We start from the raw sequence: 23342 nt of genomic DNA, 5'->3' as shown, positions 1-23342 counted from the left end.
GCAGGTCGTCTTCCAGAGGCAGGTCGGTGCGGCTCCGGAGGGCCCGTACGGCTTCGGCGCCCGTGCGCCCGGGGTTCCCGGACAGCGCCGGGCCTCAGCGGAGCGGCCCGTCGCCCGGCTCCTCCTGGTACGTGTAGCGCTGCTCGCGCCAGGGGTCGGCCAGGTTGTGGTAGCCGCGCTCCTCCCAGAACCCGCGGCGGTCGGCCCGCATGTACTCCACGGCGCGGACCCACTTGGGGCCCTTCCAGGCGTAGAGCCGCGGGACGACCAGCCGGACGGGGAAGCCGTGTTCGGCGGTCAGCGCCTCGCCGTTGCGGTGGGTGGCGAGCAGGGTGTGCTCGTCGGCGAAGTCGGCCAGCCGCAGGTTGGCGCTGTAGCCGTACTCGGCCCAGACCATCACGTGGGTGACGCCGGGCGCCGGGGGCACCAGGGCGAGCAGGGTGGCGGCGGGCACACCGGTCCACTCGTTGCCGAGCAGCGAGAACTTGGTGACGCAGTGCAGGTCGGCCACCACGGTGGCGCGGGGCAGGGCGTTGAAGGCCTCGAAGTCCCAGCTGTGCTTCTCGGCGGAGGCGGTGGCGCCGAACACCTGGAGATCCCAGGTCAGCGGCTTGAAGCGGGGCACCGGCCCGTAGTGCAGGGCGGGCCAGCCGCGCTGCGCGCGCTGCCCCGGGGGGAGCCTCGGGTCAGACGGCGGAAGCTGCTCGTGTTCGGACTGACCCATGGCTCCATGGTGACAGACGGCGGTCGATCAGCGGCGCGCGCCCCTTCACGCGCCGTTCACGCCCCGTCCGTACGGACCGGCGGTCGATCACACGTCCCCGCACCTTCCAGGGGCTCGACCACGGCTCCCACCCACTTCACCCCAAATCGGATATTCCGAAACATGTCCTAGTGAGTGTGCACTTACTGGAATTTTCGCCCGATACGGTGCCAGGATGCCCAGCGCAGGACTCACGCCAGGACTCACCGCAGGACGTAGCGCAGGGAGGCAGCACCATGCAGGGCGACCCGGAGGTCATCGAGTTCCTCAACGAGCAGCTCACGGCCGAGCTCACCGCGATCAACCAGTACTTCCTGCACGCCAAGATGCAGGAGAACTTCGGCTGGACGAAGCTCGCCAAGTACACCCGGCACGAGTCGTTCGACGAGATGAAGCACGCCGAGACGCTCACCGACCGGATCCTGTTCCTGGAGGGGCTGCCCAACTACCAGCGCCTCTTCCACGTCCGGATCGGCCAGACGGTCAAGGAGATGTTCGAGGCGGACCGCCAGATCGAGGTCGAGGCGATCGACCGGCTCAAGCGCGGGATCGTCGTCATGCGGGCCAAGAACGACGTCACCTCGGCGAACATCTTCGAGGACATCCTGGCCGACGAGGAGCACCACATCGACTACCTCGACACCCAGCTGGAGCTGCTGGAGAAGCTCGGCGAGCCGCTCTACCTCGCCCAGCTGATCGAGCAGCCGGAGTCCTAGCTAGGCCACCCGGAGCGCGATCACGGGCGCGACGGCGGGCGCGGCGGGAGCAGCGGCCGGGGCTGCCGGGGCGACCGGCGCGGAGTCGGCCTCGGCCTGCGGGTCGGCCAGGCCCAGCTTCGCGGCCAGCCGGGCGGTGGGGCAGGGCCGGGCGCCGTGCTCGCCGAGCAGCGCCTGGATGCGGCGGACGCAGGAGCCGCAGTCGGTGCCGGCCTTGCAGCCCTGGGCTATCCGGCGCGGGGTGTCGGCACCCGCGTCGATGGCCTTCTTCACCTGGTCCTCGGTGACCGCATGGCACATGCACACGTACATCGCGGTCTCTCCCGGGGTGAAGCGCTCGAAGCGGATCTTGACTAAGGCTTGCCTTAGCTCACTAAGCCTCACCTTACCCGGCGATCCGGGTGTGAAAAAGCCCCTCCGGGCTCGGGAATCCCGAATCCGGAGGGGCCTTCGTCACATCCGGTCACCCGGCCCCGGCCTACTGGCCGCGGTACATCTCCGCCACCAGGAACGCCAGGTCCAGCGACTGGCTGCGGTTGAGCCGCGGGTCGCAGGCCGTCTCGTAGCGCTGGTGCAGGTCGTCCACCAGGACCTCGTCGCCGCCGCCGACGCACTCGGTGACGTCGTCGCCGGTCAGCTCCACGTGGATGCCGCCCGGGTGGGTGCCGAGGGCGCGGTGCACCTCGAAGAAGCCCTTGACCTCGTCCAGCACGTCGTCGAAGCGGCGGGTCTTGTGCCCGCTGGAGGCCTCGAAGGTGTTGCCGTGCATCGGGTCGCAGATCCACACCGGCTGGGCGCCGGAGGCGGTGACCTTCTCCACCAGCGTGGGCAGGTGGTCGCGGATCTTGCCCGCACCCATCCGGGTGATGAAGGTCAGGCGGCCGGCCTCGCGCTCCGGGTCCAGCTTCTCGATCAGGGCGAGCGCCTCGTCCACCGAGGTGGTCGGGCCGAGCTTGACCCCGATCGGGTTGCGGATCTTGGACGCGAACTCGATGTGCGCGTGGTCCAGCTGCCGGGTGCGCTCACCGACCCACACCATGTGGCCGGAGACGTCGTACAGGTCGCCGGTGCGCGAGTCCACGCGGGTCAGCGCGGTCTCGTAGTCGAGGATCAGCGCCTCGTGCGAGGAGAAGAACTCGACGGTCTTGAACTCCTCCGGCGCCACGCCGCAGGCGTTCATGAACGCCAGGGCGTTGTCGATCTCCCGGGCGAGCTGCTCGTAGCGCAGGCCGGCCGGCGAGTTGCGCACGAAGTCCTGGTTCCAGGCGTGCACCTGGCGCAGGTCGGCGTAACCACCGGTGGTGAAGGCGCGCACCAGGTTGAGCGTCGCGGCGGAGGCGTTGTACATCCGCTTCAGCCGCTCCGGGTCCGGGATGCGGGACTCCGGCGTGAACTCGAAGCCGTTCACCGAGTCGCCGCGGTAGACCGGCAGGGTGACGCCGTCCCGGGTCTCGGTCGCCTTCGAACGCGGCTTGGAGTACTGACCGGCGATCCGGCCGACCTTCACGACCGGCACCGAGGCCGCGTACGTCAGCACGGCGGCCATCTGCAGCAGCGTCTTCAGCTTGTTGCGGATGTGCTCGGCCGAGACGCCGTCGAAGGCCTCGGCGCAGTCGCCGCCCTGGAGGAGGAAGGCCTCCCCACGAGCCACGGCACCGAGCCGGGCGCGCAGCTGGTCGCACTCGCCGGCGAAGACGAGGGGCGGATAGGAGGCGAGCTCGGCAAGGGTCTTGCGCAGAGCCTCTTGGTCCGGCCATTCAGGCTGCTGCGCCGCGGGCAGGGACTGCCAGGAGTGGAGATTGGTCACGGTCACACCGCCAAGGCTACGGGGTGCCACGAGCGATTCGTGACCATTGCCCGAGGGATGAGACACATCACGGACGATCCGGCGTGCGGCCTCTCCCGCCCGGCGGCATCGGATACGCTCGTCCCGTGTACGCGCTCCACACCCAGTCCTGGTGGTGGGCCTCCCCCGTGGGTGGCCCACCGATCGCGCGTTCCTAGACGAACACGACGGCCGCCCCTCGGGGCGGCCGTCGTCGTTCGAGCAGACGGCCCCTCCCGGAGCGGAACCCAGCACCGCCCCCGCCCCTCCTCCCGGAAGGAAGCCGCACCCGTGACCACCCCCGCCGACCTCCTTGCCCGCCTCACCGCCCCCGGCGCCCCCGCCTTCGCCCTGCTGCACCGCCGCACCCCCCGGCACGCCCCGGACACCGTCGAGGTGCTGCTCGGCACCGTCGGCAGGTACGACCGCCTCGCCGACCTGCCGGTCCGCGCCGGCATCCCGTCCGCCGGCCCGGTCCACGACCTGCTGGCGCTCGTCCCGTACCAGCAGATCCGCGAGCGCGGCTTCGAGGCGCACGACGACGGCACCCCGCTGCAGGCCCTCTCGGTGAAGGAGCAGTACGCCCTGCCGCTGGCCGCCTTCACCGCCGCCCTCCCGCAGTCACCGGTCTCGCTGACCGGCGGCGCCTTCGACGTGGACGACGACGCGTACGCGGCGGTCGTGCGCCGGGTGATCGAGGACGAGATCGGCAACGGCGAGGGCGCCAACTTCGTGATCCGGCGCGACTTCCACGCCACGCTGGACGACTACTCGCCCGAGCTCGCTCTCGCGCTCTTCCGCCGCCTGCTGGAGCAGGAACGGGGTGCGTACTGGACCTTCCTGGTCCACACCGGGGAGCGGGTGCTGGTCGGCGCCTCCCCCGAGGTGCACGTCCGGCAGAGCGGCGGCACCGTCGTGATGAACCCGATCTCCGGCACCTACCGCTACCCGGCCGGCGGCGCCGACCTCGACTCGCTGCTCCGGTTCCTGCACGACCCGAAGGAGTTGGAGGAGCTCACCATGGTGGTCGACGAAGAGCTCAAGATGATGTGCACGGTCGGCGACCGCGGCGGCCAGGTGCTCGGGCCGCGGCTCAAGGAGATGTCCCACCTCGCCCACACCGAGTACGAACTGCGCGGCCGCACCTCGATGGACGTCCGCGAGGTGCTGCGCGAGACGATGTTCGCCGCCACCGTCACCGGCAGCCCGGTGCAGAACGCCACCCGGGTGATCAAGCGCTACGAGCCCGCCGGCCGCGGCTACTACTCCGGCGCGCTCGCCCTGATCGGGCGCTCCGCGAGCGGCGGGCAGCTGCTGGACTCGCCGATCTGCATCCGCACCGCCGACATCGACCCGGCGACCGGGCGCCTGGTCGTCCGGGTCGGCGCCACCCTGGTGCGCCACTCCGTCCCGGAGTCCGAGGTGGCCGAGACCCACGCCAAGGCCGCCGGCGTGCTCACCGCGATCGGCGCCCGGCCCGCCCCCGCCCGGCTGCCCGGCCCGACCGGGCCCCGGCTCGCCGACGACCACCGGGTCCAGGCCGCGCTCGACTCCCGCCGCGCCGACCTCGCGCCGTTCTGGCTGCGGATGCAGTCGCCGGCCGAGGCGACCGAGGCCCGGCCGACCCTGGTCGTGGACGGCGAGGACACCTTCACCTCGATGCTCGCCCACCTGCTGACCTCGCTCGGCCACCGGGTCACCGTGGTCCGCTACGACGAGCCCGGCCTGCGCGCACTGGTCGCGGGGCACCAGGGCCCACTGGTGCTCGGCCCCGGCCCGGGCGACCCGGCGCTCACCGACGACCCCAAGATGGCGGTGCTGCGCCCGGTCGTCGCGGACGCGCTGGCCGCGGTCCGCTCCGGCGCCCGCACCGCGCCGCTGCTCGCGGTCTGCCTCAGCCACCAGCTGCTCTGCGCCGAACTCGGGCTCGCGCTGGGCCGCAAGACCGTCCCTTACCAGGGGGCGCAGGAGAACGTCGACCTGTTCGGCCGCAAGAGGACGGTCGGCTTCTACAACACCTTCACCGCGCGCTGCTCGGACGCCGACGCGGCCCGGCTGGCCGCCGAGGACATCGAGGTCGCCCGGGACACCGCCACCGGCGACGTCCACGCCCTGCGCGGCCCCGGCTTCGCCGGGCTGCAGTTCCACCCGGAGTCGGTGCTCACCCGGGACGGCGTGGACATCGTGGCGGACCTCCTGGAGCGGGCGACGGCCGTCCGGCGCTAGGGCCGGTCACGGCCGCCGTCGCAGCGGTCCCGGGCGCGGGCGCGTCCGGGACCGCCTCACAGCCCCTCGTCCAGCCCCTGCTGGATCGCGTACCGCACCAGCTCCACCCGGTTGTGCAACTGGAGCTTGCCCAGGGTGTTCTGGACGTGGTTCTGCACCGTCCGGTGCGACAGCACCAGCCGATCGGCGATCTGCCGGTAGGACAGCCCCTTGGCCACCAGCCGCAGCACCTCCGTCTCCCGGGCGGTCAGCTTGGGCACGGCGGCCGCCGAGGCCGGGGCCGGCTCGGCGGCCAGTCGGCGGAACTCCCCGAGCACCAGCCCGGCCAGGCCCGGGGTGAACACCGCGTCGCCGACGGCCGTCCGGCGCACCGCGTCCAGCAGCTCGTCCCGCCCGGCGGACTTCACCAGGTAGCCGGTCGCCCCGGACTTCACCGCCTCCAGCACGTCCTGGTGCTCACCGCTGGCCGACAGCACCAGCACCCGCACCGCGGGGTCGTGCGCGATCACCTGGCGGCACACCTCGGCCCCGGGCAGGCCGGGCAGGTTGAGGTCCAGCACGACGACCTGCGGCGAGCAGGCGCGGGCCCGGCGCACGGCCTCCTCGCCGTCGCCCGCCGTGGCCACCACGTCCAGCCCCGCCTCGGCCAGGTCGCGCGAGACGGCGTCCCGCCACATCGGGTGGTCGTCCACCACCATCACCCGCACCGGCCGCTCAGCCGTCGGCTGATCGGTCATCAGAACCCCTCCCTCGGGACGCGCAGTTCGACCTCGACGCCCTCCCCGGGCGCCGAGTACAGCTCGGCGGTGCCGCCGAGGTCCAGCAGCCGGCCGCGGATGGACTGGGAGACGCCGAGCCGCCCGGCCCGCTCCGCCTCGCCGAGCCGCCCGGGGGCGAAGCCGGGCCCGTCGTCGCGGATGCTGACGGTGACGGCCTCCGGCTCGTCCTCCACCAGGATCCAGGCCCGGGCCCCCTCGCCCGCGTGCTTGCGGACGTTGTCGACGGCCGCGCCGACCGCCGCGGCCAGCTCGGCCGCCGCCCGGTCCGGCAGCACCACCGGGCTGCCGGGGGCGGAGAGCGTGATCCGGTCGTCGGCGTACGGGCGCAGCAGGGCGGTCAGGTCGCGCGGCCCGGCGGCGGCCTCCGGCAGGTCGGCGGTGCGCTGGGCCGGCAGCGGGCCGCCGGTCATCAGCGCCCGCAGCGCGCGCTCCTGCTCCCCGGCGAGGCGGCCGAGTTCCGCGAAGTCCGCTCCCTCCGCGGCCCCGCCCGTTCCGGTGCCGCCGGCCGGTGCGGCGGCCCCGCCCAGCTCCGCGCCCCAGCGCTGGACGAGCGCGAGCACCTGGAGCACGCCGTCGTGGATGTCCCGGGAGAGCCGCTCGCGCTCCCGGGTGGCCGCCTCGACCTGGAGCGCCCTGGTCAGGGTGGCCTCGCTGGCCCGGGCCAGCTCGATCACGTACCCGATGGCGATCCCGGCGACCAGCAGCAGCACGATGTTGTGGATGTTGTCGCCGGTCGGGCCGCCGTGGCCGAGGATGTTGGCGACGCCGATCACCGAGCCGGACGCCGCCGCGGGGCGCCAGCCGCCCTTGGCCGCGAAGCCGAGCACCGTGCCCGCCGCCCAGATGGTCGGCAGGGTGGGCGCGCCGTGGCTGATCCGGGCCGGGGCGTCGGTCATCCCGCTCAGCACGATGCCGGTCACGGCCAGGGTGAGGTCGAAGCCGAGGACGAACCAGGTGCAGCGCTGCGGGTTGGCGAAGGCCCGGGTGCTGGCGAGCGTCCAGAGGGTGAGCGCGCCGAGGAAGATCCAGCCGGCGACCGGGTGCAGGAAGTGCAGGTAGGAGTTGAAGTACCGGAGCAGGGCGTAGCACAGGGCCAGCACCCGGAAGTAGGAGATCGCCTTCCACAGCGGGAGTTCGACGGACATGCCGGCGGCCGCCAGGGTGCCGCCGACCCCGGCCGCTCTCGCGCCCTCCGCCATCCCCCGTCCCTCCCCTGCCCGCTGGCCCGCCGGGCCGGTCAGGCCGACCCGGGCTCCTACTGCTCCGACGTCCCGGCGTCCTGCGCCGTCCCGGTGGCCTTCTCGGCCTTCTCCGCCTCTGCGGCCTTCTCCGCCTTGGCGGCCGCCCGGCGCTCGGCGTCGGCCTTCTTCTTCTCCTCCGCGATCTGCCGCTTGGCGGCGGTCGCGTAGATGTCCACGTACTCCTGGCCGGAGAGCCGCATGATCTCGTACATCACCTCGTCCGTCACCGAACGGAGGATGAAGCGGTCGTTCTCCATGCCGTGGTAGCGGGAGAAGTCCAGCGGGCGGCCGATCCGGATGCCCGGGCGGATGCCGAAGTTCGGGATCACCTGGCCGGGCGGCTGCACCTTCTCGGTGTCGATCATGGCGACCGGGATGACCGGGGCGCCGGTGGCCAGCGCGACGCGGGCCAGCCCGCCGACCTTGCCCCGGTACAGCTTGCCGTCGGGCGAGCGGGTGCCCTCGGGGTAGACCCCGAACAGCTCGCCGCGGTCCAGCACCGCGATGGCGCTGCGGATCGCGGCCTCGCCGGCGCCGCGCACGCCCGAGCGGTCCACCGGCAGCTGGCCGACGCCCTTGAAGAAGGCGGCGGTCAACCGGCCCTTGAGGCCAGGGGTGTTGAAGTACTCGGCCTTCGCGATGAAGGTGACCCGGCGCTTGATCAGCGCAGGGAAGAAGAAGGAGTCCGAGAAGGACAGGTGGTTGCTCGCGATGATGGCCGCGCCCTCGGCGGGGATGTTCTCCTCGCCCTCGATCCACGGCCGGAAGAAGATCCGAAGCAGTGGCGCGACGATCATCTTCATCAGTCGGTAGAACAACCCGGGCCTCCCGTTATGCGGACCGGTCGATCCTAATGCCCCGCGGCCGTCCGCTGTGCCCGGCCCCGCCGGAGGGGGTGTACGTCCCGGCGCGGGGCGTGGGACGATGCGGATTCCCGCAGCTCCCCTTCCAGCGTCCCTCCCCCAGCGCCACCCGCCCGCGAAGGAGTCCGCCATGCCGCTGCTGCCCGGTGCCGAACCGTACCGCCACGACGGCGGACCGGTGGGAGTGCTGCTCTGCCACGGCTTCACCGGGTCCCCGCAGTCGCTGCGGCCGTGGGCCGAGGAACTGGCGGCGGCCGGGTGCACCGTCTCGCTGCCGCTGCTGCCGGGGCACGGCACGCGCTGGCAGGACATGCAGCTCACCCGGTGGGAGGACTGGTACGCCGCGGTCGAGCGGGAGCTGCTGGCGCTGTCCGAGAGGTGCGAGCAGGTCTTCGTCTGCGCGCTGTCGATGGGCGGCGCGCTGGCGCTGCGGCTGGCCGCGCTGCACGGCCCGAAGGTGTCCGGACTGGTGCTGGTCAACCCGTCGGTGCGCTCCGACAACCCCGCGAGTGTGCTGCTTCCGGTGCTGCGCCACCTCGTCCCGAGCCTGGCCGGTGTCGCCAACGACATCCGGAAGCCGGGCGCGCGGGAGGTCGGCTACGACCGCACCCCGCTGCACGCCGCGTGGTCACTGACCCGGCTGTGGCAGGACGTCCAGCGGCGGCTGCCGCAGGTGACCCAGCCGGTGCTGCTGCTGCACAGCCCGCAGGACCACGTCGTCTCTCCGGCCAACTCGGAACTGGTGCTGGCCCGGATATCCTCGACCGACGTGACGGAGCGGCTGTGCCGACAGAGCTTCCACGTCGCGACGCTGGACCACGACGCGGCGGAAATATTCTCGGCGAGCCTGGACTTCATCCGACGGCTGGCCCCCGCGCACGCGGCGGGGGCGGGCGGGGCCGAATCCGACGATCACCAGGGCTGAAGGGCCGGAAGTGCACGAGAGCAGCACGGCGGGCGGCGGGGACGAGAAGCCCCGCGAGGACGGCGCACGGGCGGACGACGCACGGGCGGACGGCACGCCCAGCGACAGCACCGTCCAGGGGGACGGCACTCTGAGCGGCGCGGTGGCGGACGGTACCGAGGCGGGCACGGTCGCACCGGCCGTTCCCGCCGCAGGAGCCGCGGGAGGCGGGGGAGCCGCGGGAGCCGGCGGCTCCGCCGAGCCGGACACCCCGGCGGAGCCGCGGACGCGGCGCGCCCCGGAGCGCAGCCAGGCCGAGCAGGACGCGATCTTCGCCGCGCTGGTCGCCCAGTTCGACGACCCGGTGGACCTCACCAGCCCCAACTGGCCGGAGGTCGAGAACCTCCGGGCGCAGAACGAGCTCAAGGGCGGCTACAAGAACGCCCCCGGCTCCGAGGCCGATCCGGACGACCTCTCCGACCTCGCCCCGCAGCCCCGCCCGCGCTCCGGCCGGCCCGTCCTGCCGGCCTCCGCGGCCGGCCCCCGGGACTTCGAACTGGCCGAGGAGACCGACGAGGGCCACTACGTCCCGCCGGAGCCGCCGCCGCTCCCCACCCCCGACGTGACCGCCAAGTTCGCCTGGCTGGCCGTGCTCGGCGGCCCGGCGCTGCTGCTGATCGACGCGGTGGTCTGGCGGGAGATCTCCGGCTGGCCCGCCTGGGTCGGGATCACCGCCTTCCTCGGCGGCTTCGTCACCCTGGTCGCCCGGATGAAGGACCGCGACGAGGACGAACCGGAGGACCCGGACCACGGCGCGGTCGTCTAGGGGGCCGTGGGGCCGGCGGACGGCTGGTCCGCGGGCAGCTCCAGGAAGGCCAGCACCGGCAGGTGGTCGGTCGCGGCCCGCAGGTCCGCCTCGGTGACGCCGGGCAGCCCGTGCGGCACTCCGCAGCCGAGGACGGTGATCCCGGGCGTGGTGAAGACGGCGTCGATCCGCTGGTAGGGGTTCTCGGGGACGGAGGTGAACTCCCCTCCCCAGGGCGCGGTCGGGTGTCCGTCCGACAGCCGGGAGGCCAGCATCCGCCAGCCGGGCCCGTCCGGGTGCTCGTTGAAGTCCCCGGCCACGATGCCCTGTTCGGCGAGGGCGAGCTGTTCGAGCAGGAGCTCGAACTGCCCGTACCGCTCGGTGGCGTCCAGGCTGAGGTGGCAGCTGGTCACGGTGAACGGTGCCGCCCCCGGCAGCCGCAGCAGGGCGGTGGCGAAGCCGCGCGCGTGCAGTCCGCGGGTCTTGGGCAGCAGCCGGTCGTGGACGGCCAGCAGCTCAACCGCGCCGGGGCGGCCGAGCAGCAGCGGACCGGCGGCGGTGCGCCCGCCCCCGGCCAGCACCGTCGTCCCGGTGCTGCGGGCCAGCCAGGCGGCCTGCCCCTCGGGCCGCCAGTAGCGCGGCGACTCCTGGACGCACACCAGGTCGGGCGCGCAGGCCCGGATCACCCGCACGAGGGCCCGCCGGTCGTCGCGCAGCGAGCGGATGTTGTAGCTGAGCAGGCGCAGTCGACGCGGGCCGGACGGCGGCGGTTCGACGTGTGCGGCGGTCATGGTCCTCCCCGGGTGCGGTGCCACCCGGGCGGTGCCACCGGGTCCGACCGTAGTGCGACGGCGGCGGTGCGTCCGGGATTGGTCGGGGCCCGGTCGCACCGCCGCCGGCGGGCTGGAGGGGGGTGTGGCGGGGGACCGCGGTGGTGCGGTCAGGCGGTGCGGGCGAGGTCCGCGGCGCCGACGATGCCGGCGGCCGAGCCCATCGAGGCGAGCACGACCTCGGCGCGCGGGCGGTGCACGCCGCCGGTCAGGTAGTGCTCGAAGGCCTTGGCGACCGGGTCGAGCAGCAGGCGCCCGGAGTCCGAGACGCCGCCGCCGAGGACGAAGACGCCCGGGTCGAACAGCGCGGCGAGGTCGGCCATGCCGCGGCCCAGCCAGTCGGCCAGCTCGGCGTAGCACTCCAGGGCGAGCGGGTCGCCCGCCTCGGCGGCCTCGGTGATGTGGATGCCGCGGATGGTCTCGGCGACGCCGTCGTTGAGCTCCAGCATCCGCCTGCCGCGCACCGGGTCGGCCGCCGCCTTCTCCCGGCCGTAGCGGCGCAGCGCGCGTCCGGAACCGTACTGCTCCCAGCAGCCCTTGCCGCCGCAGCCGCACTGGAGGCCGTCCGGGACCATGTTGAGGTGGCCGATCTCGCCGGCCACGCCGAAGCGGCCGCGGTGCAGCCGGCCGTCCAGGACGATGCCGCCGCCGATGCCGGTGCCGACGGTGATCAGCACCATGTCCTGGTGGTCGGCGGCCGCCCCGAAGCGGAACTCGGCCCAGGCGGCGCAGTTGGCGTCGTTCTCGACCACCGTGGGCAGGCCGGTGAGCTCCTCGATCCGGCCGCGCAGCGGCTCGTTCTCCCAGTCGATGTTGGGCGCGAAGATCACCGTGGAGCGGTTGCTGTCGACGAAGCCGGGGGCTCCGACGCCGACGGCGGCGACGTCGGGGTGCTGCTCCTTGAGCTCGCGGACGGCCTGCGCGATGGCGTCGACCGCCCACTGCGGGTCAGCCGGGGTGGGCACCCTGGTCCGGGCGAGGATCGCACCCTCGTCGTCGACCACGCCTGCCGCGATCTTGGTCCCGCCGACATCGACGCCGATGGTCAGAGCCATGTGTCCCTCAGCTATTCACTCGTTCCCGCTGGACGGAACGCTACCGCCCAACCCAGCCCCCGTACACAGCCTCGCATACATTATCCGAAGACATTTTTGGGAAAGCCGGGCCGCGACGCTTCAAAAGTCGTATCTAATCTCCTTCTTCGTGACGTAGGGAAGTAGTCCGGTCACGCTCCGAACGTTACGGATTCACTGCTTGGCGGACGGCCCGTCACCCCGGTCCCCGCCCGCGCCCGGCGCATCGAGGTCGATCTTCTCCACCGACGCCCCCTCCCCCGCCGTCCAGCGCCGCTCGTGGCCGGCCACCGCGGCGCGGTAGGCGGCCAGCAGCTCGGCGCCGGCGGCGGCGAGGCCGGAACCGGCCGCGGAGAGGTGGGAGTAGACCTCCGGCTGCTGGGTGCGCAGGCGGTCGGCCAGTCCGGACAGGGTGATCAGGGTGGTGGCGCTGGTCTCCTGCGCCTTCTCGCCGAGGGCGGTGGCGAACCGGCGCACCTCCTCGACCAGTGGGCCCAGCTCCGGCCCGAACGGGTGGGCCTGCCCCTCGCCCGAGGCGGTGCGGTCCGCTCCGGGCGCCGTACGGTCGTCGGTCCGGTCGGCGCCGGGCGCCGAGAAGCCGCCGGTGCGGCCGTCGGTGCGGTCGGCCCCGGGCTCGGTGCGGTCGGCCCCGGGCTCGGGCTCGGTGCGGTCGGCCCCGGGCTCGGTGCGGTCGTCGGTGGTCATCGCGGGCGCCTCCTCAGCCGTGGCCGCACCGCGCGGCCCCGGGGCCCGACGCTACCCGACCGGGCGTGGGCGCCGGAAAAGCCCGCGGCGGGCCCGAGGGCCCGTCAGCCCTGCGGCCAGAGCGAAGGATCGGGTGCGAAGCGCACCGAGAGCACGCCCTCGTGCAGGCCCGCACCGGCCACCGTGCAGCGGCGCAGCGCGGCGGGCAGGGCGAGCACCCGGCGGTGGGCGCCCAGGCCGACCACCAGGTCGTCGCCCCGGCGGACGAGGTCCAGTTCGGCGCGGTCGGCGCCGGGCAGGTCGAGGTGCCAGACCAGCAGGCCGTCCTCGGCGAGCCGGTCCTCGACCGTCCAGGGCTCGGGGGCGAGCCGCTCCGGGCCGGGGCCGTCCCCGTAGAGGTGGTCGGCGACCGCCTCCAGGGTGGCCTCGGGCTGCCCGGAGACCAGCACCGGGGCGTCGGTGACGGCGGTCAGCCGGTCCAGCTCCTCCTGGCGGCGGCGGGCCAGCGCGGCCAGCCACGGGTCGGGCGAGGCGAGGGCGGCCGGCGGCAGCGCCCCGTGCACCACCACGGCGTCCGGCCGGTGCCCGTACAGCGCGAGCCCGGCCCGGGTCCGGCGCAGCTGCTCGTACGGGTGGCCGTCGGCCGGGACGACCAGGCGCACGCTGGTGCCGGGGTCCTCGACCGCGGCGCGGGACTCGGCGAGCACCGCGGCGGCCCTGGTCCGGCTCTCGTACAGCCACTCCGCGGGCATCGGGACCCCGGCCAGTCCGGCCAGCAGCGGGCGCAGCGCCCGGGCGGCCTGCCGCTGCTCGGGGACCAGCCGGTCCAGGTAGCGGGTCAGCTGCTCGGGCAGGGCGAGCGTGGCGATCAGCTCGGCGGGCGGCGGTGCGAGCACGACCAGGACGTCCTGGTCGGCGGCGGGCAGGGCGCGCAGCAGGGCGAGCCGGGCGATGCCGGGGAGGGCGGTGAGCTCCTCCGGGTCGAGCTGTTCGGCGCCGAGCAGGTCGAGGGCGGGCTTGAGCCGGCCGGTCAGTTCGCCGGCGGCGTAGCGGAAGGCGGCCTGCTCGTCGATCCGGGAGACGGTCAGACCGGGGGCGAGGTCGAGCGGTTCGGGTTCCAGCCGGGTGCCGAGGACGGAGTCCAGGGTGCGGTGGGGGTCGTCGGCGGCCAGCAGCCAGGTGCGGTGGCCGCGCCGGGCGGCGTGCAGGGCGGTGGCGGCGGCCACGGTGGGCGCGCCGGCGTCGCCGCTGACCAGGATGGTGCGTGTCGCCGTCATTCCGTCAGCCCCGATCCGCCGCCGTCAGCCCTCGACGCGCTTCTTCAGTCCGGCGAGGGCGCGGTCGATGATGACCTTCTCGGCCTTGCGCTTGATCATGCCGAGCATCGGGATCTTGACGTCCACGGCGAGCTGGTAGGTGACCTCGGTGCGGTCGCCGCCGGCCAGCGGGGCGAGGGTGTAGGAGCCGTCCAGCGAGCGGAGCATCTGGCTGCGGACGAGCGTCCACCCGACCTCGCGGTCGCCGTCCCAGGTGTAGGCGAGGACGTGCTCGTCGCGGATCGCGCCGGCGTCCAGCAGCAGTCGCACCTGTGCGGCGCGGCCGTCCTCGCCGGTCTCCAGGACCTCGACCTCCTTGACCTCGCCGGTCCACTCCGGGTAGGCGGCGAAGTCGGCGATCACGGCCATGACCGTGGCCGGGGTCGCGTCGATGGTGATGCTCGACCTGGTGTGCTCCGCCATGGAATGGCCCTCCGCCTCGTCGCTCTGCCTGCCGGTGCGGATCGACGCGCGCTCGACCCGGGTTCGCCCGGAGCAGGCTACCGCGACCGGCGAACGACTCGTCCGCGCGGGCACCGGCGGCGGGCGGTGCGAGCCGGGCGGCGGGGCATGCTACCGGCCGGTCACCTGGGCGCTGCCGTAGGGTGCCAGTCGAACGACCCGGTCACCACCTGGTCCGACCCGGCCGGGTGTGACACTTCGAACACCGGGGCCGACCCCTCTGGTCGAAGCTGCCTACCGGGCAGTAACGTCCTGCCGTCCCGCAGCGTCGCGAACGAGGAGCAGTCTTGCTCGACTTCAGCCTTCCGGCCCTCTACCAGGTACCGAGCGGCGGTAACCTCTCCGACCCTGTGCACCGGAACGCCGAGGAGCACCCGGACGTCGCGGTGCTCAGCCGGAAGGTGGACGGCCACTGGCAGGAGTTGACCGCGGTCCAGTTCCTGGCCGAGGTGCACGCCGCGGCGAAGGGCCTGATCGCCTCGGGCATCGAGCCGGGCGACCGGGTGGGCATCATGTCGCGCACCCGGTACGAGTGGACGCTGCTGGACTTCGCGATCTGGACGGCCGGCGCGATCACCGTGCCGGTGTACGAGACCTCCTCCGCCGAGCAGGTCGAGTGGATCCTCGGCGACTCCGGCGCGGTCGCCGTCCTCGCCGAGACCGACCAGCACCTCAAGGTGGTCGAGGAGGTCCGCGACCGGCTGCCGGGGCTGAAGCACCTGTGGCAGATCGAGGGCGGTGCGATCGCGGCGCTCGCCCGGGCCGGCGAGGGCGTCCCGGACGAGACGGTGCAGCAGCGCCGCTCGATCGCCGGCCCCGACTCGATCGCCACCATCGTCTACACCTCGGGCACCACCGGCCGTCCCAAGGGCTGCCAGCTGACGCACGGCAACTTCCTCGCCGAGTGCGGCAACGTGGTCGAGCGCCTGGCCCCGCTGTTCCGCACCGGTGACAGCTCCGTCCTGCTCTTCCTGCCGCTGGCCCACGTGCTCGGCCGGATCGCCGAGATCGCGCCGGCGATGGCCCCGATCAAGCTGGGCCACGTCTCCGACATCAAGGACGTCACCGCCGAGCTGGCCGCGTTCAGGCCGAGCCTGATCCTGGGCGTCCCCAGAGTGTTCGAGAAGGTCTACAACACCGCCCGCGCCAAGGCCCAGGCCGACGGCAAGGGCAAGATCTTCGACAAGGCCGCCGAGACCGCGATCGCCTACAGCCGGGCGCTGGACGCCGGCGGCGCCGGCCTGGTGCTGCGGATCAAGCACGCGGTCTTCGACAAGCTGGTCTACAACAAGCTGCGGGCCGCCCTCGGCGGCCGGGCCACCCACGCCATCTCCGGCGGCGCCCCGCTCGGCGAGCGGCTGGGCCACTTCTACCGGGGCATCGGCTTCACCGTCCTGGAGGGCTACGGCCTGACGGAGACCTGTGCGGCCACCGCCTTCAACCCGTGGGACAAGCCGAAGATCGGCACGGTCGGCCAGCCGGTCCCCGGTGCCTCCGTCCGCATCGCCGAGGACGGCGAGGTCTTCTTCAAGGGCCCGCACGTGTTCACCGGCTACTGGAACAACCCCCAGGCCACCGCCGACACCCTCAAGGACGGCTGGATCGCCACCGGCGACATCGGCTCGCTGGACTCCGAGGGCTACCTGACCATCACCGGCCGCAAGAAGGAGATCATCGTCACCGCGGGCGGCAAGAACGTCGCCCCGGCCGTGATCGAGGACCGGATCCGGGCGCACGCCCTGGTCGGCGAGGTCATGGTGGTCGGCGACCGCAAGCCCTTCGTCGCCTGCCTGATCACCGTCGACCCGGACTTCTTCCCCAAGTGGAAGGAGCTCAACGGCAAGCCGGCCACCGCCACCGTCACCGAGCTCGCCGACGACCCGGACCTGCTGGCCGCCCTGCAGTCCGCCGTGGACGACGGCAACGCGGCCGTCTCGCACGCCGAGGCGGTCAAGAAGTTCCGCCTGCTGGACACCGAGTTCTCCGAGGAGAGCGGGCACCTGACGCCCTCGCTCAAGCTCAAGCGCAACGTCGTGCTGAAGGACTACGCCGCCGAGATCGAGGCGCTCTACCGGAAGTAGTCGCACCGGACCGGTGACCTGAGCGGGCCCCGCCTCCTACCCCGGAGGCGGGGCCCGCTCACATCGCTCCCGCTCACATCGCTCCCGCTCGCGTCACGCCCGCTCGCGTCACGCCCGCTCATGTCACGCGGGCCACGTCGCGCCCGCCCACGCCACGGGCTGTGCCCGCGCGGACGCGTGCGGACGCGCTAGACCGCCAGCAGCGAGGTCAGCCGCCCGGCCAGCAGGTCCCAGCGCCAGGAGCGCTCCACCCAGCGCCGCCCGGCCTCGCCCATCCGCCGCCGCAGCTCCTCGTCCCGCAGCAGCCGGACGATCCGCTCCGCGGCCGCCGTGGCCGAGCCGCCCGGCACCACGTACCCGGTCTCGCCCTCCAGCACCGCGTCCGGGGCGCCGCCGGAGTCCCCCGCGACCACCGGCAGCCCGGTCGCCGAGGCCTCCAGGTAGACGATCCCCAGGCCCTCGACGTCCAGCCCGCCCCGCCTGGTCCGGCAGGGCATCGCGAAGACGTCCCCGGCCCCGTAGTGGGCGGGCAGCTCCTCCCACGGCACCGAACCGGTGAACCGCACCGAGGCCCGTACGCCCCGGGCGTCCGCGAGCTTCTCCAGGTCCGCCCGGTACGGGCCGCCGCCGACGATCAGCAGCACCGCGTCCGGCACGTCCGCCAGGATCTGCGGCATCGCCTCGATCAGGGTGTCCTGCCCCTTGCGCGGCACCAGCCGGGAGACGCACACCACCACCGGACGGTCCGCCAGCCCCAGCCGGCGGCGGACCTCCGCACCACCGGAATCCGGGTTGAACGTCGTCTCGTCCACGCCGGGCGGCAGTTGCACCATCCGCGCCGCGGCCTGCGGACCCACGGCGGCGGCGATCCGCGAGCGGGTGTACTCGCCCAGGTAGGTGAGCACGTCGGTGCCGGCGCCGATCCGTCCCAGCAGCTGCCGGGAGACCGGCAGCTGGGCCCACGCGGCCTCGTGGCCGTGGGTCATGCCCAGCAGCCGCCCCGCCCCGGCCCGGCGAAGCGCGGGCGCCATCAGCCCGAGCGGCGCGGCGGCGCCGAACCAGACCGAATCGCACTTCTCCGCGCGGAGGATCTCGGCGGCCCGCCGGGCGACCCGCGGTGTGGGAACCATCACCTTCGTGCGGTCCCGGATCACCGGGAACGGCTGCTCGGCGTCGAAGCGCCGCACCTCGCTGCCGTCCCGCCAGGTGGAGGCGTAGACCACGACGCTCCCGGCGGGCTGACGGACGGCCATGTTGTGCACGAACGCCTGGATGCCCCCGGGGCGGGGCGGGAAGTCATTGGTGACGATCAAGGTTCTGTGCATCAGGCCACGGCTCGCTCGGTCGGGGGGTGCTCGGTGTACCGCTGGGTGATCCGTACGATAGGTCAACACCATGACCCGCCGGGAACGGAACCGCTCACGGCAACCGTTTGACCCCCGGGTCAGTCCTAGTACCTAGGCCGCAGCGGATCGCGGCCCGGGCGTCCGTCAGTACGACGCCTCCGGTGGGGACGTCCGAGACGAACGAGGGAGCGCAGTGGAATTGGCCCCGGCCACCGAGTCCGGTTCTTCACGCGGCCGACTCGGCCGCCCGCTCGGGGCGCTCGCCGCCCTCGGGGCGACCTGGGTGGCCACCCGCACCGTGCTGGTGCTGCTGATGACCGGCGTCCTGCGGGCGCCCGGCGGTGACATCACCGCCGACGTCTGGATGATCTATCACGCCTGGTACGGGGTGCTGCAGACCGGCACCTTCCCGTTCGACGACGTGACCTGGCAGTACCCGCCGGGCGCCGCCCTGGTGATCCTGCTGCCGGGGCTGCTGCCCTGGTCGTACCTGGTCTCCTTCTGGGTGATCTGCGGGATCGCCGACGCCGCCGCGGCGGCGCTGCTGGTCCGCACCGGCCTGCGCCGGGGCCGGGCGCTCACCGGCGCCTGGATGTGGGTGGTCGGCGTCCCGCTGCTCGGCCCGATGATCTACAACCGCTTCGACATCCTGGTCACCGCCCTGGCGTTGGCCGGTCTGCTGGCACTGATCCGCCGTCCGGCGGTCGGCGGGCTGCTGCTGGGCCTGGGCGGCATCGTCAAGATCTGGCCGCTGCTCGGTCTGATCGGCACCCCCTCCGGCCGCCGCACCCGCCGCTCCTGGACGCTCGCCGCGGCCACCACCGTCTCGGTGGGCTTCCTGCTCGCGGCCGGGATGAACGGTGCCTTCGACTTCCTGACCTTCCAGGCGGACCGCGGCATCGAGGTCGAGTCGGTCGGCGCGCTGCCGCTGCACTTCGCCCGGATCGCCGGGGGCTGGAGCGGCCGGGTCACCATGAACTACGGCTCCCCCGAGATGCTCGGGCCGTGGGTCAGCGTGATCAGCAAGGTGATGATGGCCGGCACCGTGCTGGGCTTCCTCTGGCTGCTGCTGTGGCGCTTCACCGCCCGCCGCCGGAACGCGGCCACCATGTACGACGCCGCGCTGTGCGCGCTGCTGGTCTTCGTGGTGACCAGCCGGGTGATCAGCCCGCAGTACCTGGTCTGGCTGATCGGCGTCGCCGCGGTCTGCCTGACCGTGCGCGGCACCAGCCAGCGGCCGGTGGCCCTGCTGATCCTGCTCGCCTGCCCGCTGACCCTGGTCGAGTTCCCGACCATGTTCACCCAGGTCCTCGCCAGCGACCCGTGGGCGATCGCCGTCCTGACGCTGCGCAACCTGCTGCTGCTGACCGCCGCGGTGCTCTCCGGCATCCGGCTCTGGCGCTCCACCCGCGCCCAGGCGGCCCTGCCGGCCACGGTGGTGCTGGACAAGGCCCCGGCGCTGCCGCCCGCGTCCGCCTACCCGGTCCGCCCGGGCATCGCGTACGAGCAGGACCTGCTGGACGGCATCGACCAGCCGAACACGCCGGCCGGGCGCTGAGGGCGCGCCAGTCGAACACCCCGGCCGGGCGCTGAGGCCACGCCCCGGTCCGGGTTCGCGCCAGGGGTGCCGTCAGCCCTTCAGCGCCGCGACCTCGGCCAGCCAGAGCGCGGTGAACCCGGCCGACCCGACGCCCAGCCCGGCGCGCAGCAGCCGGTCGATCCGCTGCTCCCGGTCCTCGCCCTGCCCGTCACCCGCGCCGACCGCCCGGTAGAGGGCGACCAGCCGGTCGGGGCCCCAGCGGCGGGCGATCAGCTCGCAGGCCAGCCAGGCCTGCTCGTAGGCCTGGGCGATGCCGGCGGCCCCGGCGGTGAAGTCCCGGTCGGCGGGCAGCGCGGTGGGCGGCTTCCCGGCGGCGACGTCCCGGGCCAGCTCGGGGGCGATCTGCCGGGGGCTGCGCCCGGAGTCCCGGTAGGCGGTCCAGTCGGCGACGCCCTCGGAGAGCCACAGCGGGGTCCAGGCCCGGGTGTCGGCCCTGGTCGCGACGTGGGTCGCCTCATGGGTGACGACCACCTGCCGGCCGAAGGCGCTGAGCCGCCCGAAGGCCTCCGGGTTGACCACCACCCGGTCCGCCGGAGTGTGCCGGGGCGCGCCGGGAGCGGCCACGGTGACGGCCGCCATGCCCGCCCAGTCCGCCGGGTCGCCGCCCAGCAGCCGGGCGAACTGGGCTTCCTCGGCGGGCAGTTCGAGCAGCAGCCGGCCCGGCCAGGCGCTGCCCCAGACGGCGCTGACGGCCGGCACCGCGCGGTCCGCCACGGCGACCAGCCCGGTCGGATCGGGTCCGCCGGCCAGGCCGAGCACCAGGCAGCGCTCTCCGGGGGCGGTGCGGACCTCGCCGAGGTCCCACGGCGCCGGGGGCCCGCCCGCGGCTTCCTCCCGCTCGACCCGCCAGCGGCCCGCGGCGCGGACCAGCTCGATCCGGCGCGGGTACACCACCGGGTACTCGTCGTACCCGGCGATCCGCACCGCCAGCTCGGCGGTGGCGGTCGATCGGTCCGGCCCGTCGCCCGGGGAGAGGACCAGGTCGCGGTAGACCGCCTCGGCCCCCGCGAGCCCGGACCGGGCGGGCAGCGAACCCGCCCGCTCGGCCAGCAGGCCGGCCACCTCGGCCTCCCGGTCCGCCGGCCGCCCGGCCGGGGCCGCCGGCGCGGCGGGCGGCAGCGACAGCTGGGCCAGCCCGCCGGCCGCCAGCAGCAGCGCAGCGCGCCGGGACAGGACGCAGCGGGCCGGGCCTATCGGAGGGTGGTCGTCCGGGCCGGAGGGGGTCGTGCTCAGAGCCGTACCACCCCGGAGACCGGCATCGTGGTGACGCTCTCGTACCGCACCTTGGCCCCCGGGTACGGGGCGTGCACCATCACCCCGCCGCCGGCGTACATCCCGACGTGGTGCATGTCCCGGTAGAAGATCACCAGGTCTCCCGGTCGCGCCTCGGAGAGGCTGATCCGCTGCCCGGCGTACGCCTGGGCCTGCGAGGTGCGCGGCAGGGTCACTCCGGCCTGCCGCCAGCTGTAGTACATCAGACCGGAGCAGTCGAAGGCGCGGGGCCCGGTGGATCCGTAGACGTACGGCGAGCCGATCATCCGCACCGCGGCGGCCAGTGCGGCCGCCCCGCGCTCGGAGGCCGGCGGGGTGGCGCCGAGGTCCAGCCGGTCGGTGCCGCGGGTGGCGCGCTGCTCGGCGTCCTTGGCGTCCTGGACGACCATCCGGGCCCGCTCGGCGGCGCCGAGGCCGTTGAGCAGCTTCTGCGCCGCGGCCAGCCGCTGCTGGATCTGCTGCTTGTTCTCGGCCAGGGAGCGCCGGGCCTGGTCCAGCTCGGCGAGCTTGCCCGCGGTCTCGGCGCGGCGCTGGTCGAGCCGGCGCTGACGGGTGACCAGCTCGTGGAGGGTCTCCTGCTGCCGCTCGGCGGCCTGGCCGAGGGTGCGGGCGCGGGCGAGGTAGGACTCCGGGTCGCTGGAGAGCATCAGCTGGGCGGTCTGGCTCATCCCGCCGCCGCGGTACTCGGCCCCGGCCACCGTCGCGAGGTCCCCGCGCAGCTCGTTGAGCTGGTCCTGGGCGGCGGCGACCTCCGCCTGGAGGGCCGTGGTCTCGCTCTGCAGCCGCTTCTGGGCCTCCTGCGCGGCGTTGTACTTCTCGGATGCCTGCTCGGCCTCGTCGTACAGCTGCTCGACCTGGGCCTTGACGTCCTTGCGGTCGGGCGCGTCCGGCGCACCGGGAGCAGCCTGGGCGCTGCCGCCGGTCGCCACACCCAGGGCCGTGGTGGCGGCCGCGGTGAGCACCAGGGCGCGGGCGAGCAGGTGGGAACGGCGGTGCACGGACATGGCGGCGGCGGCTCCGATCTGCAGCGCGGCCCCGCGGCCGCACCCCGGTGGGCGGCCGTCGAGCGGGAGTCCGGTGGCAGACGTTAGCGAGTCCGGGCAAGCGAGTCCAAACCCCTCCGGACCCGAATATTCGCCCCCTAATCGGACATCAGCCCGAGCCGCCCGCAAAGCCGCAGGCCCGGCCCTCCGAGTGGGAGGACCGGGCCTGCGGAGGCCTTCGGACGGATCAGACCCGCACGATGGAGGCCAGCGGCATGTTGGAGACCGCCTCGTAGCGGACCGAGGCGCCCGGCTTCGGCGCGTGCAGCACCTGGCCGTTGCCCGCGTAGATGCCGACGTGGTGGGCGTCGCTGTAGAAGATCAGCAGGTCGCCGGGCTGGGCCTGGGAGATGTCGGAGCCGATCCGGGTGCCGGCGCCGGCCTGCTCCTGCGAGGTGCGCGGCAGCGACACGCCGACCTGGTTGAACGCCCAGACCATCAGACCGGAGCAGTCGAAGGAGCTCGGGCCGGTGGCGCCCCAGACGTACGGGCTGCCGACCTTGGAGGCGGCGGCGGACAGCGCGGCGGCACCGTGCGAGCTACCGGGCGCGGCCGGCTTGACGACCGGCGAGGAGGAACTCCCGGAGCCGATGTCGGTGCGGCCGCTGTCGCGCGAGGCGCGGTCGGAGGCGGCCTGCTGCTGGGCGGCCTTCGCGGCGGCGTCGGCCTGGGCCTTGGCGTCGGCGGCGGCCTTCTCCTCGGCCTGGCGGATCGCCTGGCGCTCCTGCTCGGTCAGGGTGTTGAGCAGGTCCTGTGCGGCCTTCAGCTTGTTCTGGACCTCGTCCTTGGAGGCCTTCAGCTGCTGGGTGGTGGACTCCAGCTCGGTGAGCTTGCTCTGGGCCTCGCTGCGGTCCTGGTCGAGCTTGCGCTGCTGCGCCTGGAGTTCCTTCAGCTGGTTCTTCTGGGTGTCCCCGGCCTGGTTCAGCGCGCCGGCCTGGTTGAGGAAGTTGTCCGGGCTGGAGGAGAGCATCAGCTGGACGGTCGGGGATATGCCGCCGTTGCGGTACTGCTCCCCGGCGATCTCGGCGAGGCCGCCCTGGAGGTCGGTCACCTGGGCCTGCTGCCGGGCCACCTGGTCCTGCAGGCCGGAGACCTGCTTCTCCAGCGCCTGCTGCTTCTCCTGCGCGGCGTTGTACTTCTCGGTCGCCTGCTCGGCCTGCTCGTTGAGCTGGTCGACCTGCTCCTTGACCTGGTCCTTGGTCGGCTGCGGGTCGGCGTGCGCGCCGGACTGCGCGGAGAGGGCGACGGCCGCCGCGGCGACACCGGTCATGATCGAGACCCGGGCGCGGCTGGCGGGCTTGGGACGGCGATGGGACGCCACGAAGGCGGACTCCTTCTTCCTACGTCCGCCTACCGGGTGAGCTGACGGGTTCGGGCCGGAAGCATGCCCTACGACGCCTCACGGCCGCGGTACCGGCCGACCTGGCGCCGATTCACCCCGGAGGAACGTGGTTCCCCGGCTCCGCTCCACAGCGCCCCGGACTGCTGGGCT

The 23342-nt window shown here is 73.8% G+C and carries 21 protein-coding genes and 1 riboswitch; of the genes, 6 read left to right on the top strand and 15 right to left on the bottom strand.

Annotated features, from left to right (window positions below):
- Nucleotides 1-94: 94 nt before the first annotated feature.
- The gene (locus ACGF07_RS09080) at nucleotides 95-724 is read right to left on the bottom strand and encodes a sulfite oxidase-like oxidoreductase (protein ID WP_350747915.1); all 630 of its coding nucleotides are present in this window, start codon (nucleotides 722-724) and stop codon (nucleotides 95-97) included.
- Nucleotides 725-999: 275 nt separating this feature from the next.
- Between ACGF07_RS09080 and bfr the strand changes: the two genes are divergently transcribed.
- Nucleotides 1000-1479: a bacterioferritin gene (bfr, locus tag ACGF07_RS09075; protein ID WP_350747917.1), complete on the top strand. Its 480-nt coding sequence runs from the start codon at nucleotides 1000-1002 to the stop codon at nucleotides 1477-1479.
- On the opposite strand, the gene ACGF07_RS09070 is transcribed toward bfr, so the two are convergent.
- Nucleotides 1480-1791, bottom strand: coding sequence for a bacterioferritin-associated ferredoxin (locus tag ACGF07_RS09070; protein WP_392896800.1), 312 nt, complete (start codon nucleotides 1789-1791; stop codon nucleotides 1480-1482).
- Between the two features lie 166 nt (nucleotides 1792-1957).
- A complete protein-coding gene (locus ACGF07_RS09065; RefSeq protein ID WP_350747923.1) occupies nucleotides 1958-3292 on the bottom strand; it encodes a class II 3-deoxy-7-phosphoheptulonate synthase in 1335 nt (444 codons plus the stop codon).
- A 303-nt stretch (nucleotides 3293-3595) separates the two neighbouring features.
- Here ACGF07_RS09065 and ACGF07_RS09060 point away from each other — a divergent pair, with 303 nt between their 5' ends.
- Nucleotides 3596-5530, top strand: coding sequence for an anthranilate synthase family protein (locus ACGF07_RS09060; RefSeq protein ID WP_392896798.1), 1935 nt, complete (start codon nucleotides 3596-3598; stop codon nucleotides 5528-5530).
- A 56-nt stretch (nucleotides 5531-5586) separates the two neighbouring features.
- Here the strand turns inward: ACGF07_RS09060 and ACGF07_RS09055 are convergent, their stop codons facing one another.
- Genes ACGF07_RS09055 through ACGF07_RS09045 form a run of 3 tightly spaced genes read right to left on the bottom strand, consistent with a single transcriptional unit; the run spans nucleotide 5587 to nucleotide 8368 of the window.
- Complete coding sequence (locus ACGF07_RS09055) at nucleotides 5587-6267, bottom strand: response regulator (RefSeq protein WP_392896796.1); 681 nt, start codon at nucleotides 6265-6267, stop codon at nucleotides 5587-5589.
- On the bottom strand, nucleotides 6267-7508 hold the full coding sequence (locus tag ACGF07_RS09050) for a DUF5931 domain-containing protein (protein ID WP_392896795.1): 1242 nt from the start codon (nucleotides 7506-7508) through the stop codon (nucleotides 6267-6269). Before ACGF07_RS09050 ends, ACGF07_RS09055 begins: the two co-directional genes overlap by 1 nt.
- 56 nt (nucleotides 7509-7564) lie before the next feature.
- Nucleotides 7565-8368: a lysophospholipid acyltransferase family protein gene (locus tag ACGF07_RS09045; RefSeq protein WP_392896793.1), complete on the bottom strand. Its 804-nt coding sequence runs from the start codon at nucleotides 8366-8368 to the stop codon at nucleotides 7565-7567.
- A gap of 175 nt (nucleotides 8369-8543) precedes the next feature.
- On the opposite strand from ACGF07_RS09045, the gene ACGF07_RS09040 reads away from it, so the two are divergent.
- Together ACGF07_RS09040 and ACGF07_RS09035 are read left to right on the top strand one after the other, a co-directional pair.
- Entirely contained in the window at nucleotides 8544-9338 is a 795-nt protein-coding gene (locus ACGF07_RS09040; RefSeq protein WP_392896791.1) for an alpha/beta hydrolase, read from the top strand.
- A gap of 10 nt (nucleotides 9339-9348) precedes the next feature.
- Nucleotides 9349-10143 (top strand): hypothetical protein, encoded by a 795-nt coding sequence (locus tag ACGF07_RS09035; RefSeq protein ID WP_392896789.1) that lies wholly within the window; start codon nucleotides 9349-9351, stop codon nucleotides 10141-10143.
- Here ACGF07_RS09035 and ACGF07_RS09030 read toward each other — a convergent pair.
- The 5 genes from ACGF07_RS09030 to ACGF07_RS09010 all read right to left on the bottom strand — a co-directional run bounded on the left by ACGF07_RS09030 (nucleotide 10140) and on the right by ACGF07_RS09010 (nucleotide 14469).
- A complete protein-coding gene (locus ACGF07_RS09030; RefSeq protein ID WP_392896787.1) occupies nucleotides 10140-10913 on the bottom strand; it encodes an endonuclease/exonuclease/phosphatase family protein in 774 nt (257 codons plus the stop codon). The two genes, ACGF07_RS09035 and ACGF07_RS09030, sit on opposite strands and share 4 nt — an antisense overlap.
- A 149-nt stretch (nucleotides 10914-11062) precedes the next feature.
- A complete protein-coding gene (locus ACGF07_RS09025; protein ID WP_350744084.1) occupies nucleotides 11063-12007 on the bottom strand; it encodes an ROK family glucokinase in 945 nt (314 codons plus the stop codon).
- A 192-nt stretch (nucleotides 12008-12199) separates the two neighbouring features.
- On the bottom strand, nucleotides 12200-12730 hold the full coding sequence (locus ACGF07_RS09020) for a DUF5304 family protein (protein WP_392896786.1): 531 nt from the start codon (nucleotides 12728-12730) through the stop codon (nucleotides 12200-12202).
- A 104-nt stretch (nucleotides 12731-12834) separates the two neighbouring features.
- Entirely contained in the window at nucleotides 12835-14007 is a 1173-nt protein-coding gene (locus ACGF07_RS09015; RefSeq protein WP_392896784.1) for an ArsA family ATPase, read from the bottom strand.
- A gap of 24 nt (nucleotides 14008-14031) precedes the next feature.
- A complete protein-coding gene (locus tag ACGF07_RS09010; RefSeq protein ID WP_350744081.1) occupies nucleotides 14032-14469 on the bottom strand; it encodes an SRPBCC family protein in 438 nt (145 codons plus the stop codon).
- Between the two features lie 326 nt (nucleotides 14470-14795).
- On the opposite strand from ACGF07_RS09010, the gene ACGF07_RS09005 reads away from it, so the two are divergent.
- On the top strand, nucleotides 14796-16589 hold the full coding sequence (locus tag ACGF07_RS09005; RefSeq protein WP_392896782.1) for an AMP-dependent synthetase/ligase: 1794 nt from the start codon (nucleotides 14796-14798) through the stop codon (nucleotides 16587-16589).
- A gap of 188 nt (nucleotides 16590-16777) precedes the next feature.
- Here the strand turns inward: ACGF07_RS09005 and ACGF07_RS09000 are convergent, their stop codons facing one another.
- Nucleotides 16778-17914 (bottom strand): glycosyltransferase family 4 protein, encoded by a 1137-nt coding sequence (locus tag ACGF07_RS09000; protein WP_392896780.1) that lies wholly within the window; start codon nucleotides 17912-17914, stop codon nucleotides 16778-16780.
- A gap of 214 nt (nucleotides 17915-18128) precedes the next feature.
- Between ACGF07_RS09000 and ACGF07_RS08995 the strand changes: the two genes are divergently transcribed.
- Entirely contained in the window at nucleotides 18129-19493 is a 1365-nt protein-coding gene (locus ACGF07_RS08995; protein ID WP_350744078.1) for a glycosyltransferase 87 family protein, read from the top strand.
- Between the two features lie 72 nt (nucleotides 19494-19565).
- On the opposite strand, the gene ACGF07_RS08990 is transcribed toward ACGF07_RS08995, so the two are convergent.
- The 3 genes from ACGF07_RS08990 to ACGF07_RS08980 all read right to left on the bottom strand — a co-directional run bounded on the left by ACGF07_RS08990 (nucleotide 19566) and on the right by ACGF07_RS08980 (nucleotide 23171).
- Nucleotides 19566-20597 carry a hypothetical protein gene (locus tag ACGF07_RS08990; RefSeq protein ID WP_392896777.1) on the bottom strand — a complete coding sequence of 344 codons (1032 nt, stop codon included), beginning with the start codon at nucleotides 20595-20597 and terminating at the stop codon, nucleotides 19566-19568.
- A gap of 167 nt (nucleotides 20598-20764) precedes the next feature.
- The gene (locus tag ACGF07_RS08985) at nucleotides 20765-21811 is read right to left on the bottom strand and encodes an NlpC/P60 family protein (RefSeq protein WP_350744076.1); all 1047 of its coding nucleotides are present in this window, start codon (nucleotides 21809-21811) and stop codon (nucleotides 20765-20767) included.
- 226 nt (nucleotides 21812-22037) lie between these two features.
- Complete coding sequence (locus tag ACGF07_RS08980; protein WP_350744075.1) at nucleotides 22038-23171, bottom strand: NlpC/P60 family protein; 1134 nt, start codon at nucleotides 23169-23171, stop codon at nucleotides 22038-22040.
- Between the two features lie 10 nt (nucleotides 23172-23181).
- Nucleotides 23182-23335: riboswitch (cyclic di-AMP (ydaO/yuaA leader) on the bottom strand.
- Between the last annotated feature and the right edge of the window lie 7 nt (nucleotides 23336-23342).

Origin of the sequence: Kitasatospora sp. NPDC048194 (assembly GCF_043202455.1) — a bacterium.
GTDB lineage: Bacteria > Actinomycetota > Actinomycetes > Streptomycetales > Streptomycetaceae > Kitasatospora.
This window is presented reverse-complemented; position numbering and strand designations above follow the sequence as displayed.

Bases quoted from the DNA above. Each gene is read 5' to 3' on its own strand.
- ACGF07_RS09080 (WP_350747915.1), bottom strand. From the start codon at position 724: ATGGGTCAGTCCGAACACGAGCAGCTTCCGCCGTCTGACCCGAGGCTC.
- bfr (WP_350747917.1), top strand. From the start codon at position 1,000: ATGCAGGGCGACCCGGAGGTCATCGAGTTCCTCAACGAGCAGCTCACG.
- ACGF07_RS09070 (WP_392896800.1), bottom strand. From the start codon at position 1,791: ATGTACGTGTGCATGTGCCATGCGGTCACCGAGGACCAGGTGAAGAAG.
- ACGF07_RS09055 (WP_392896796.1), bottom strand. From the start codon at position 6,267: ATGACCGATCAGCCGACGGCTGAGCGGCCGGTGCGGGTGATGGTGGTG.
- ACGF07_RS09050 (WP_392896795.1), bottom strand. From the start codon at position 7,508: ATGGCGGAGGGCGCGAGAGCGGCCGGGGTCGGCGGCACCCTGGCGGCC.
- ACGF07_RS09040 (WP_392896791.1), top strand. From the start codon at position 8,544: ATGCCGCTGCTGCCCGGTGCCGAACCGTACCGCCACGACGGCGGACCG.
- ACGF07_RS09030 (WP_392896787.1), bottom strand. From the start codon at position 10,913: ATGACCGCCGCACACGTCGAACCGCCGCCGTCCGGCCCGCGTCGACTG.
- ACGF07_RS09025 (WP_350744084.1), bottom strand. From the start codon at position 12,007: ATGGCTCTGACCATCGGCGTCGATGTCGGCGGGACCAAGATCGCGGCA.
- ACGF07_RS09020 (WP_392896786.1), bottom strand. From the start codon at position 12,730: ATGACCACCGACGACCGCACCGAGCCCGGGGCCGACCGCACCGAGCCC.
- ACGF07_RS09015 (WP_392896784.1), bottom strand. From the start codon at position 14,007: ATGACGGCGACACGCACCATCCTGGTCAGCGGCGACGCCGGCGCGCCC.
- ACGF07_RS09010 (WP_350744081.1), bottom strand. From the start codon at position 14,469: ATGGCGGAGCACACCAGGTCGAGCATCACCATCGACGCGACCCCGGCC.
- ACGF07_RS09000 (WP_392896780.1), bottom strand. From the start codon at position 17,914: ATGCACAGAACCTTGATCGTCACCAATGACTTCCCGCCCCGCCCCGGG.
- ACGF07_RS08985 (WP_350744076.1), bottom strand. From the start codon at position 21,811: ATGTCCGTGCACCGCCGTTCCCACCTGCTCGCCCGCGCCCTGGTGCTC.